Below are 11,338 nucleotides of genomic sequence, written 5' to 3'. Positions count from 1 at the left end.
TGTCCGCCAGGACAGGCGGCGCGGTCATTTGCCCGTCATGTCGCCTTCGATATAGGCCGTTCAGCCGGAGGTCAAAGATTATCGTGAAGTTGGTGAGCTATAACATCCAGTACGGCTTCGGCCTCGACGGCAGATATGATCTCGAACGTATCGTCGCAAACCTTGCGGGCGCCGATATTATCGCCTTGCAGGAGGTAACCCGCGGCTTCGCCCGCAACGGCGGCATCGACATGGTCGCGGCGATCGAAGCGTCGTTGCCCGGCTATTACTCTATCTATGGGGTAGGGATGGACCTGCTGCCGCTCGGCGCCGGTCCACGCGATCTTCGCTTCCAATTCGGTAACATGGTGCTGTCGCGTTGGCCGATTGTTGCGACGCGTACGCTGCTTCTGCCGCGCAGCCGCACGCTTTCCAAACTCAATCTGCAGCGCGCTGCCGTCGAAGCGGTGATCCACGCGCCCGGCGGCGCCATCCGGGTCTATTCCTTGCAGCTCGACCACGTCTCTCCGGACGAGCGCATCCGCCAGATCCACTATCTTCGGGATCATGCGATCAACTTTGCGCGCGACGGCGGTTCGCTGACCGGCGCGATGGAGATAGACCTTCCCGATCCGCCGCTGCCGGAGGATTTTGTCCTGATGGGCGATTTCAACATGGTGCCGGAATCGCCGGAATATTGCGCGCTGGCCGGCCTGAAGGACGCTTTCTATGGACGTACGCCGCGCTTCGACACACCGACCGACGCGCTCGATGCAGCCGGCTGGCTGAAGCCGGAAGCCTATAGCTGGATGGATCCAAACGATCGTAGCAAGCGCATGCATCTCGACTACTGCTTCATCAGTTGCGGGCTGAGTGATCGTCTGCGATCGGCCCATGTGGATATCGATGCGGAAGCGTCCGATCATTTTCCTGTGTGGATCGAGATCAATGGATAGAGGTGTCATCGCCGGACAGCGCCGGCGATGACTGGTCTTTAAAGCGCATCGCGATCTTTCAGATTCGCTGCTTGCGCTTTAGGTCTTTGATTTTGCGCGTGTCGCCATCGCAAACCGCTGCGCACTTTTGCGCGACATGCTTAGGCCTCACGCCGCCTGCGAGAGCCGCAGCGCGCCCGGCTTCAACACGGTTTCGATATGCGGAACCATGGTGTTGCGGGCGAAGCTGTAGACCTCCGCGCAGCCGATGATGTCGAAGCCGAGCTTTTGCTGCAGCTTCAACGACGCCGGATTGTCGGCGAAGACGCCGGAGAACACGGCGACTTCGGGCATGCGACGGGCGAAGCGCTCGAGCGCGGCCGCGACAGCCTCGCTCATGATGCCGCGCCGCCAGTAATAGCGGTTCAGCCAGTAGCCGAGATGCCAGCGGCCATGCCTGACATCGATACCGACGCAGCCGATATGGACGTCGTCCCGCTCAGTGATGGCCAGCATCCAGTCGCTCTCGAAGCCGGCGGTGCGCGGAATTAGCCAATCCAGCGCATCCTGTCGGTCGTAAGGCACCGGCACGCGGGCCAGCATGCGGGTGACGGCGAAATCCGACAGGGATTCCGTCATCGCGTCGGCGTCGCCGAGCCGGTGCGGGCGCAGGGTCAACCGTTCGGTCCGGATGATCGGCGTCGGCCCGGGCGCCAGGGGCCTGACGTCACGGCGGGGCAGGATGGCGGCGTTCATCTCAGACCTCCCCAGCTTCTGAGTGACATCCAGGTCTTGCGGTCGAGCCGGTACCATTCGACCGATACCGTGCTGCCGAGCGCCAGCGATGCGGCAAGGCCGGATCCCTGGAACTGGAAGCCGCACTTCTGTACGACCCGCCTGGAGGCGACGTTCATCACCCGGCAACGGGCATCGATCTGGGCGACGTTTTCGCGCGTCCGGAAGACCATGTCGATCAGGGCATGGGCTGCTTCCGTCGTGTAGCCCTGGTTCCAATAGCGCTCGCCCAGCCAATAGCCGATCTCGACGGTGCACGGATCGGCCGTCGGCTCGACGCCACAGCAACCGAGAAAGGCGCCGTTGTCGGCTTTGGTGATCGCATAGACGCACTTGCCGATCTCGCCAAGCTTCGTGCGTCGCACGAAATCGGCGGCATCATTGGTCGTATACGGGTGCGGCATACGCGATACCATTGTGGCGACGTTGGCGTTGTTGGCGAGATGGGCAAGGGCGTCGATGTCTTCTTCGTGGGGCGCGCGCATGACGAGCCTTTCCGATAACAAGACAGGGCAATCGGTCCTTAACCGCTCCGGCCTCAGCCGTTCTTCGGGAGACCTCGATTGGTCTTCCCTTAACAATTCGCCTTGCATGGTTCAGTCCTCCTTGGTTGAGGGTAAAGAAAAAGGGGAGATGGCGCCCCATCTCCCCTTTTTTCTTGACTGAACCTGTTGCGGTCAGCCGGGTCGATGAGACGCCGGCTGTTTTAGAGCGCTACCGGCTTATTCCGCTGCTTCCGCTTTCGGCATTACAGAGACGTACACGCGGCCATTGGCCTTCGTACGGTAGTTCACGTTGCCCGCCGTAAGCGCAAAAATCGTGTGATCCTTGCCGAGGCCAACGTTGGAACCCGGATGCCACTGCGTGCCGCGCTGACGCACGATAATGTTGCCTGCGAGGACGGCTTCGCCGCCGAACTTCTTCACGCCAAGGCGCTTGGATTCAGAATCGCGACCGTTGCGCGAGGAACCGCCAGCTTTTTTGTGTGCCATTGGAGTTCTCCTTTAAACCTTGATCCCGTTACTTACTTGGCAGCCACGATGTCCGTGATACGGACGACCGTGTGATGCTGGCGGTGGCCGCGCGAACGCTTCGAGTTCTGACGACGGCGCTTCTTGAAGGCGATGACCTTCTTGCCGCGGTTATGCTCGACCACTTCGGCCTTGACGGAAGCGCCCTTGACGAAGGGAGCACCAATCGCAGCGTCGGCGCCTTCGCCGATAACGAGGACTTCGGTGAATTCTACGGTGTCGCCGGCGGTGACTTCCAGCTTCTCGATGGTCAGCACGTCGTTTGCTGCCACACGGTACTGCTTACCGCCGGTCTTGATGACTGCGAACATTTTTTATCCTTTCATGTTCGTTCCGGCTCTCTCGCCACAAAGGCAAGCGGCCGTCTTTTTATCAGTCTAAGTTTAGCAGGGATTTCAAAGGTTTGCGGCCTCGAAAAAGATCTGCCGGTGAAACCCCGCACAGAGCGAGGCGGCCAAGGGCACGGACTTATCCACACCTATTGCGTCGCACGGGATATATAAGGGCCTGTGATCTGTCAAGGCAAAAGGATGAAAACCTTGAATATTCACCCTTGCCATCCCATCCTTCTCTCGCTATGAGAACGCCCGCGCTGAGAAACGCGCCGACCAGCATAACCGGAGAGGTGGCAGAGTGGTCGAATGCACCGCACTCGAAATGCGGCATGCCTGCAAGGGCATCGTGGGTTCAAATCCCACCCTCTCCGCCATCCTATAGACCGTAGTTGCCTTACAGCTTTGCATTTTCTTAGGATTAATTGTCAGTAACCGGGCAATTCGTTGGTCACCTCTCCAGCAAGAGGGGCACAGTCGCGCCACGTCCCGGCTCGTTTAAGGCGCGCTTTACATAATTCGACACTCCCAGCAGACGAATTAATTCCCTATTTATTTTCATCCCATACGTGTTCTTTGAAAACGGAGTTCACCTTTGGATGTCAAGCGCTATTTATGAGTTTACCGCCGGCCAATATCAGTCCGCATTTCAGCTCGCGGCTGCGCTCAATTTCGGACTAAGCATATTCAGAGTGTTGCGGCAGCCTGCGCAGGAGAAGGTTATCGACCAAACCAGAGCCCTTCTTGAGCTTGCCAGAAACTCTTCGAATTTGGCCGCTTCGAAAATGCAGTTGATGGAGCAAGCCGCTAGAGACAAATGTCTCAGATCTGGAAAGAATCAGAACCCTGACGTAGAATTTCCTAAATACCTGGACCAGAACGATCACTCGAAAGCTACTGAGAAAATGGTAGAGCTTTCGGTGTTGGAGTTAGACGCTCAGCAGCTATCATCGGACATTAAATATAAAATAGGTAACTGGACAGAAACTGATGGTTTTATAGAAACTTCAGCTGTTGTATTTTTCTTTTTGTCTTTGTTTTGTCTTGGGTATTCAACCATATATGCCAATCAAAAAGTGGTTGATATCGCGGCGTTCGCTTCAGCATGCGCATTCTCTGCGTTTGCTATACTAAATTTTACTCCCGTGTTTTTGTCATTTTTCTTTGCTTTTGTAGCTCGTTGGCGTCTGTCGGCGATGAAGAAAGAACTCCAGAGCTGTGAACGCAAAATATTGCGCCTACAATTCACGCATTAGCGGCTGATCGCGTCTCGGTCAGCTTTTCATGACGCGTCATCGGCTGCGCGGACAAATTACGAGGTGCAGGGATAATCCTTGGCACCCCTTCGGGGGCATCCTACGTGTGATCTTCATTTTTCATTGGAGATTACATGGCGACGATTCGTCGGCTGGAGGGACGCCAGCAATGTTGGGTTTGTCGTCTTGCAGCTTTGAGTTTTTTAATGTTCGCTCAGATTTCGACGCAAAGTTGACGGTCTACTAAAATTGTTGGAAAATCCCCTTCTGGCGGGGGACTTATCAATGGCGGCAGTCACATTAAACGTGCGGCTCCTAAAGCTGGGCGTTCATATCGAAGATGCATTTAGAAATACTGCGGATACTGATGAAGTTGTGACCGAGACTCCTCCGGGGAGTAGGCTGTTCATCGCTTCTTCGCGAGGTCGACCCTCTTGGATGCCGCTCCTAACCGATCTCACCGCCCATGAACCTGATTTATGGACTGAGTCCTCCTCCGCCGTGCTCGCCGTGCCGGTGGAAGGACAAGCGGGAGTTCAACGGCTTTTCGTTTTGTGCTTCGGCGCAGGACATTTCCTCATCGATCCGGCGAAGATAGAGCGGAATTTCGGATTGAAGGTCGTCGTGAACAGGGTTTCCCGACGTAATCTTAGGAGTCTGGATAGCGCAACGCTCGACGCCACCGTGTTTCAACGACGAACTCAGGCTAGCAGAAATGCAGATCTCGCCGGGTTCGGTATAGATATTCAGCGTGACTTGTTGCGTGTTGCTGCCGGTTCTCCAACCGACCGTGCTTTCGCCAAATTTGTCGCTGGCCGAGATAGCCTGACAATTACATGCTCGATCCAGCCCGGAGGGCTCCAAGGCAAATTGGCACAATGTCTCCAAGCATTTGATGACAGTAATTACCGGCAGGATTACGAATGGATCGACAATGTTCAGATCGTGACCGATGCGGCGGAAATCGGATCGCTAGATGCATCGCTAGCTCAAGAAATTGCATCAATTCGCGCTGGAGAACAAAGCGACCTCCATATGTGTCCACCTGAGATTGTCGACTATGTTGAAGGCCAGGACGTCGCCTATTATGGAAAGGGTTTCTCCCGGGAGAAGAATTGGTATTCTCAATTAGATATTCTCGAATACGCCGCCGAGCTTAATGCCATTGCCTTCAATGAAGCGTTCGAAGTGATCAAAGCTGATCACTATGTCCATATGCATGAGGACGAAGAGACTCGATCAAAACCGAAATGGAAAGTCTATGATTGTTTTATTTATGAGTGTCAGCTCAATGAACAGGCCTACGTTCTCTATGCTGGAACGTGGTATCAGATAAGCCGGGTCTACAAGGATCGCGTTGAGGCCATTTTTCAATCCTTAGTCAGACCGTCCTTTCTTCGTCAGAGCTCCGCGAAAAACGAACAGGAACTTATTGGCGAGCTAAATCAACGCCCCGAATTGTTGATTATGGACAAGACCAAAGTGAATCCTCGCGGGGTGAATAATGGAAATCTCGAGGTATGTGACTTTTTCTCACTTCAGCGGCAGCTCATACATCTTAAGGACGGCCACTCATCGTCGTCGATCAGTCATCTATGGATGCAGGCAGTCACAAGCTGCGATGCCTTGATGTCAGATGCGACCTTCCGGAATGGCGTGCGACGCCAAGCCCGGCGACGGCAGGCTGAGGAACCAGTTAAAGTTGGCTTCGAGTCACTGCTGCCCCCCGGCCGACAAGGGCGCGTCGACACGACAGCATACACGGTGATTTACGGCATTCTTCGCCGCAGGAATCGCAGAAGTGGCGCGGTAGATATTCCATTTTTCAGCAAGGTGAGCCTTCAAGCGCCAGCTTCGCTATTGGCCAAATATGGATATGGAGTCGAAATGCATCTCATAGAGAAGTTGGATCCCCCTCAACCACAATTGGCCGATGCGGATGGCTAGAACGCAAGGGCATGGCAATCCGAATTGGACCCGTGACGAGACGATTCTCGCTCTGGACCTCTATCTAAAGCTCAATGGCGATGTCCCCTCACCGAAGTCTGAGGCAATCAGGGAGCTTTCTTCGCTGCTTCGATCGCTGCCCTACCATGCGGAAGCAGCGAAACAGCCGACATTTCGAAATCCCGATGGCGTCGGCTTCAAACTGATGAACATTCGCCAAGTCGCAACCGGAAAGGGGCTTGGTAATGTCTCAAATATGGACCGCCAGGTTTGGACCGAGTTCGGACATCGCCCGGACGAGGTGCATAGAATAGCGACCGCAATTAGAGTGGGGATAGCGGCGGCCAGTTCCGGGCAGTTACCGGATGTCGACCAGGAACTGCCAGAAGGTAGGCTCCTCACAGCCCTTCACCTTCGTCGAGAACGAAATCCGAAGGTGCGGAGCCTACTTTTAGATGCTCGACGACCCTCTGGGCTGCGGTGCGAAATCTGCGAGTTGTCCCGCCCGACTCTTGAGATATCGATGCAGGAGGCCATTTTCGAGGCGCACCATTTGGTCCCACTTGCCGAGGCCGGTGAGCGCAAGACCAGGCTTGCTGATCTTGCGCTGCTGTGCGCGTGCCATCGTCTTATTCATCGAGTGATGGTGTCGAAAACGAGATGGGTCGGCCTTGCCGAAGCCCGCGCTCTACTCGCGCCGGGATAATCCTTGGCACCCCTCCAGGGGCATCCTACGCGTGATCTTCAGTATCGATAGGAGATCACATGGCGACGATCCGGAAACTTAGAGGACGCTGGCAAGCACAGGTTCGCCGGCGCGGTATGAAGCCTCGCTGCAAGTCATTCGATAGCAAGCTCGAAGCCGAGAAGTGGGCGCGTGATCTGGAAACCCAGGTCGATCGCTACGGCACCGCGCCGGATACGAAGATCCTGGAGACAACAACGCTCGGACAACTCTTGGAGCGCTACCAGCGCGAGGTCTCACCGATGAAGCGCGGATCAGTCCAGGAGATTCAGCGGATCGACGTGCTCCGACGCCACGAGCTTGCCTACCGGACAATGGTAGGTCTGTCGCCGCAGGATATCTCATCATTTCGTGACGAACGCCTTCGATCCGTAGCTCCATCTACGACGGTGCGCGAGCTCGCGATCCTCAGTCACGTGATAGAGGTCGCGATCCGCGACTGGGGGCTACCTCTAAGCCGAAACGTCGTGAAGCTGGTTCGTCGTCCGGTCATCCGGAACGAACGCAAGCGTCGTCTGGAAGGTGATGAGGAGCAGCGCCTGCTTGATGGCTGTGCCGCTGGTAAGATCCTATTCTTCAAAATGCTGATCATCCTCGCGATCGAGACCGGGATGCGCCGCGGTGAGATCTTGGGGCTGCGATGGAGCGACATCTCGCACAACCGTCGCGTCATCACGTTGGCGATGACGAAGAACGGGTCCGGACGCGAGGTGCCGCTGTCTCAGCGTGCATTCGACGCCCTAAAGGAATGGAAGATATGCGCAGATGTCGATCAGCCTCGTGTCTTTCCGATGACCCCCGGTTCACTGGAGCAAGCGTGGTATCGTCTGCTCGTGCGCGCAAATGTCAAAGGGCTGCGCTTCCACGATCTCCGCCACGAAGGTGTCAGCCGGCTGTTCGAGAGGGGACTGAATGTGATCGAAGTCAGCAGCATTTCAGGACACAAGGAGCTGCGGATGCTCAGGAGATATACTCACCTCTCTGCCGACGATCTGGTCGCGAAGCTATCGTAGACTTATCTACCGGGTTCCGACACCGGTCTCCAACAATCAAAGACCTAGAAAAATCAAGCATCCTCGATGGGGATGCTTTGGGTGTCCACCAAGCTTTTCGGGTCGTATCCTCCCATATTCGCTCCAAGTTGTTGCGGGCTTCTGTGCAAGGCAAGTAACGTGGGGCACTAGTCGAGGACGAATGGAAGCGACAGTCCGGTCGGTTCGGCAACATGGTCGAATACTAGGGACAGACCTCCGAGCATCCGGACGAGAGCCGACGGTAAGGCCCTTCTAACAGTTTACGCCGCGTAATCGCTGCCACGGCAGGAGCGGGGAAGCTTTGCAGATCCGCGATTGTATGAGGGTGCATCCCGCGTTCGAGCGGACACATTCGAAATCATGTCAGACTATACCAGCCGGAGGCGACCGGATCGGCGCCGATGCTCGTTGCATGTAAGCGGATCGCCAAGTGCCTGGAGCCAGACTCCGTCGAGCGCGCCCGGAGCGTTGAAGGGGTTTGTAGCTTTCTCATGACCATTCGCAGCAAGATCGTCATCCTTGCCTGCGGCTGCTCTTTAGGGGCCGATTGAGAGCACGAGGCCGATCGATGATCAGGTAGACGTTGGAAGATATTAAGGAAGAGTGGCGTCGGACATTCAGTCATCTAGGCTCAGGACCTATTAATTTTGTTTGAGATGTGATTCACGGTTTCTGGAAGGAGACCGTGATGGGTGATTTGTTTTTGCTGAGCGAACGTCAGATGGCTCGGATCGAGCCGCATTTTCCTTTGGCCCATGGTATTCCACGCGTCGATGATCGCCGTGTTGGCAGCGGCATTGTCTACGTCATCAAGCATGGGCTGCAATGGAAGGATGCGCCAAAGGAATACGGGCCGCACAAAACGCTTTATAACCGCTTCATCCGTTGGAGCCGCCTTGGTGTGTTCGACCGCATCTTCGCGGCGCTGGCCGGTGAAGGGCCAAGGCCCGAGCGCATCATGATCGACGCCACACATCTGAAAGCGCATCGCACGGCCGCAAGCCTGCTCAAAAAGGGGATGTTCCCCGTTGTATCGGGCGAACCAAAGGCGGACTGAACTCCAAAAAGGGCATCGAACCCTGCATCCCGCCCAGCCGAAGCAGGAAGGCCCCGTATCCCTACGACAAGGGGCTATACATGAAACGGCACAAGATCGAGAATCTCTTCGCCAAACTTAAGGACTGGCGGCGCATCGCAACCCGCTACGACTGTTGCGCCCATACCTTCTTCTCAAGCATATGCATCGCAGCAGCCGTCATCTTCTGGCTTTGATTTAACGAGTCCTGAGCCTAGTCGAGGGCGAGCGAAGCGGCCTTATCACCGAACGAAAAGGTCGAGGGTCTGACGACGCGCCTGAAGGCTGTTGGCAACGAGCCGAGCATCGACGAGCTGCTGCGCCTCACGAGAGGAGAGGATTAAGCAAGTGCGTAAGCCAGAATGGTGATGGAGCGAGTTATTTGTCGCCACAGCAATCTGAGGTATTTCTAATTTTCCGTGGGAGTTGCGGACTGAGGGATGTCATGAAAGCTGCAGCAATCACAGGCGAAGTCTGGTTAATGTAGCCGGCGAAGCTTAGCTAATCGTCATCATCGGAAACTGGAGACGCGATATGTCTATCCTGCGACACGCAATGTATGCGGCTGCCGCATGCTCTATTTTTATTTCACTTCCTGCGGTTGCGGAAGATGCCTCCGAAGTTAAGCTTGTTCCAAATTTCATACACATTAGAGAAAGCGGAGGCTTCCTCGAAAAAACTCTACACGAGGGAAATACCGAGGAGTTCGCTGCATTCGTCACGGCTGTTTGCACAGTGGCCTATGATTGTATGGGATTTGATACGGCTGGGCTCGCTGCTATCGCCGCGTCGGAAAAGATTACGTCTGGAGGCGACTTCGCGACCTCGGGTCGCATTGATAAACACGGGGGCGAAGACTGGTATATCGCGTTCCCGCCTCCCCCCGGGTATACGACGTGCAGCGCGTCTTACGACCACAAAACAATCTCTCTGAACAAGGGCGACTCCGCGCAAGGGAAGGTCTTTCGCGGTTCGCATGGCGACTATATTAGCACCTACAGCGTCGTCCCCAAGCACCGACCCGAAGGTCACTGGGTCAACGTGGATTTTATCGTCAAATATGTAAAGGCTGGAACTGAGCAGAATCACAATTGCGCCGGTGACAACACCTGGGTCTGGCACGAAGGCAAATAGGTCCAATAATGCCGGATCCCATCAATCTGGCTAAAGCGAGGAGGCTATGCCATGGCAATTCAACCTAGCGCCGATGTGGGAAATAGCGCATCGAAAGCAACGGACGACTTGCGCGACTACCATAACCTGGTGAGAGCGGCGGTTGATAATTATGATGATCAGGCCACAAGATCGTTACGCTATCAGCAGTTTCATATAATTAACTCCGCTCTCCTTGTTATCTTTTCCAACTGGATGGCCAACGCTAAAAATCTTTCGCAGGGCGACAAGACGTGGCTCATCGATTGGTTCGGTCCAATACTGGCAAGGATTGCCACTGATAGAAATGACTGGAACATTGGCATCCAAGTAAATGTAAGCGATGTTGCGTCGCGAGGAATTTATCTGGAGGCAGACACCTGTTCGCAGATCCAGCAACAGACCGCGCTCGCAACTTTGGATGCACTGAAAAAATAGATTTCTGGCACCGCTGTTGCGCCTGAGGATTGATTCACGTCCTTTTCGGTAGGCCTATATGCATTTTGCGCCCGGTTTTCGAAAATCCGAGCGAACGCCGATGAACTTCTTCCCAATGGTGGCAGGTTCACTTGAGCAAGCTTTTTGTGCATGCAAATGTTTCCACAATCTCCGCCACGAGGCCGTCAGTCGCGTTTTCGAGCGCGGGCTGAACGTCATCGAGGTGAGCAGCATCTCAGGTCACAAAGAACTGCGGACATTGAAGCGATACACGGTAAGCGCGATTTTCGCCGCACGTTGACGCCAACGCGTTGATTGGCATCGGCTCAACGTTTGGAACCGTATTGTGTCAGGCGGCTTCGGTTCTGGCGAAGTTGAACGGCAGCAGGTCGACGATTTCGGCCGCTTCGCCCCGCTGCGGCAACTCTGTGAGCACGTGGCGCAGCCAAGCGAGCGGGTCGACGCCGCAGGCGCGGCAAGTCAGCATGAGACTGTAGATCACGGCGCTGGCCCTGGCTCCGTCAGCGGTATCGCTGAACAGCCACGATTTTCTTCCGGTGGCAAAAACTCTGATCTCGCGTTCCAGAATGTTGTTATCGATCGGCATCCTGCCGTCGCT

At 55.4% G+C, this 11,338-nt stretch carries 12 protein-coding genes, 1 tRNA gene and 2 pseudogenes; 9 read left to right on the top strand and 6 right to left on the bottom strand.

Going from position 1 to position 11,338, the window contains the following annotated elements; translation table 11 throughout:
* Positions 1–83 precede the first annotated feature (83 nt).
* Positions 84–935 (top strand): endonuclease/exonuclease/phosphatase family protein, encoded by an 852-nt coding sequence (locus K290_RS0121285; protein ID WP_028753737.1) that lies wholly within the window; start codon positions 84–86, stop codon positions 933–935.
* 147 nt (positions 936–1,082) lie between these two features.
* On the opposite strand, the gene K290_RS0121280 is transcribed toward K290_RS0121285, so the two are convergent.
* The 4 genes from K290_RS0121280 to rplU all read right to left on the bottom strand — a co-directional run bounded on the left by K290_RS0121280 (position 1,083) and on the right by rplU (position 3,051).
* Positions 1,083–1,670: a GNAT family N-acetyltransferase gene (locus K290_RS0121280; protein WP_028753736.1), complete on the bottom strand. Its 588-nt coding sequence runs from the start codon at positions 1,668–1,670 to the stop codon at positions 1,083–1,085.
* Positions 1,667–2,302: a GNAT family N-acetyltransferase gene (locus K290_RS0121275; protein ID WP_028753735.1), complete on the bottom strand. Its 636-nt coding sequence runs from the start codon at positions 2,300–2,302 to the stop codon at positions 1,667–1,669. Before K290_RS0121275 ends, K290_RS0121280 begins: the two co-directional genes overlap by 4 nt.
* Positions 2,303–2,431: 129 nt before the next feature.
* On the bottom strand, positions 2,432–2,701 hold the full coding sequence (gene rpmA / locus K290_RS0121270) for a 50S ribosomal protein L27 (RefSeq protein ID WP_028753734.1): 270 nt from the start codon (positions 2,699–2,701) through the stop codon (positions 2,432–2,434).
* Between the two features lie 32 nt (positions 2,702–2,733).
* Positions 2,734–3,051: a 50S ribosomal protein L21 gene (gene rplU / locus K290_RS0121265; protein WP_028753733.1), complete on the bottom strand. Its 318-nt coding sequence runs from the start codon at positions 3,049–3,051 to the stop codon at positions 2,734–2,736.
* 308 nt (positions 3,052–3,359) lie between these two features.
* On the opposite strand from rplU, the gene K290_RS0121260 reads away from it, so the two are divergent.
* The 3 genes from K290_RS0121260 to K290_RS34745 all read left to right on the top strand — a co-directional run bounded on the left by K290_RS0121260 (position 3,360) and on the right by K290_RS34745 (position 6,275).
* A tRNA-Ser gene (locus K290_RS0121260) sits at positions 3,360–3,449 on the top strand.
* 222 nt (positions 3,450–3,671) lie between these two features.
* On the top strand, positions 3,672–4,328 hold the full coding sequence (locus tag K290_RS0121255) for a hypothetical protein (RefSeq protein ID WP_028753732.1): 657 nt from the start codon (positions 3,672–3,674) through the stop codon (positions 4,326–4,328).
* 285 nt (positions 4,329–4,613) lie between these two features.
* The gene (locus K290_RS34745) at positions 4,614–6,275 is read left to right on the top strand and encodes a DUF6119 family protein (RefSeq protein ID WP_051264174.1); all 1,662 of its coding nucleotides are present in this window, start codon (positions 4,614–4,616) and stop codon (positions 6,273–6,275) included.
* Positions 6,276–6,726: 451 nt separating this feature from the next.
* Here the strand turns inward: K290_RS34745 and K290_RS37425 are convergent, their stop codons facing one another.
* Complete coding sequence (locus K290_RS37425) at positions 6,727–6,900, bottom strand: hypothetical protein (RefSeq protein ID WP_154668649.1); 174 nt, start codon at positions 6,898–6,900, stop codon at positions 6,727–6,729.
* A 140-nt stretch (positions 6,901–7,040) separates the two neighbouring features.
* On the opposite strand from K290_RS37425, the gene K290_RS0121240 reads away from it, so the two are divergent.
* From K290_RS0121240 to K290_RS38430, 5 genes and pseudogenes are all read left to right on the top strand, one after another.
* Complete coding sequence (locus K290_RS0121240) at positions 7,041–8,033, top strand: site-specific integrase (RefSeq protein ID WP_028753730.1); 993 nt, start codon at positions 7,041–7,043, stop codon at positions 8,031–8,033.
* Positions 8,034–8,742: 709 nt separating this feature from the next.
* Positions 8,743–9,326: pseudogene (locus tag K290_RS36430) on the top strand (IS5 family transposase).
* 337 nt (positions 9,327–9,663) lie between these two features.
* Entirely contained in the window at positions 9,664–10,263 is a 600-nt protein-coding gene (locus K290_RS0121225; protein ID WP_028753728.1) for a hypothetical protein, read from the top strand.
* Positions 10,264–10,314: 51 nt separating this feature from the next.
* On the top strand, positions 10,315–10,719 hold the full coding sequence (locus K290_RS0121220; protein ID WP_028753727.1) for a hypothetical protein: 405 nt from the start codon (positions 10,315–10,317) through the stop codon (positions 10,717–10,719).
* A 109-nt stretch (positions 10,720–10,828) separates the two neighbouring features.
* Positions 10,829–11,020 (top strand): annotated as a pseudogene (locus K290_RS38430) (tyrosine-type recombinase/integrase); the annotation flags it as partial.
* A 48-nt stretch (positions 11,021–11,068) separates the two neighbouring features.
* Here the strand turns inward: K290_RS38430 and K290_RS34735 are convergent.
* Positions 11,069–11,338 (bottom strand): transposase domain-containing protein (locus K290_RS34735; RefSeq protein WP_037135949.1); only part of this gene is annotated, 270 nt, incomplete at its 5' end.

The sequence above is a fragment of the Rhizobium leucaenae USDA 9039 genome (assembly GCF_000426285.1).
In the GTDB taxonomy this organism is placed as follows: Bacteria; Pseudomonadota; Alphaproteobacteria; order Rhizobiales; family Rhizobiaceae; genus Rhizobium; species Rhizobium leucaenae.
The sequence above is the reverse complement of the archived record's forward strand: the minus strand, read 5'-3'. Positions and strand labels throughout refer to the sequence as shown.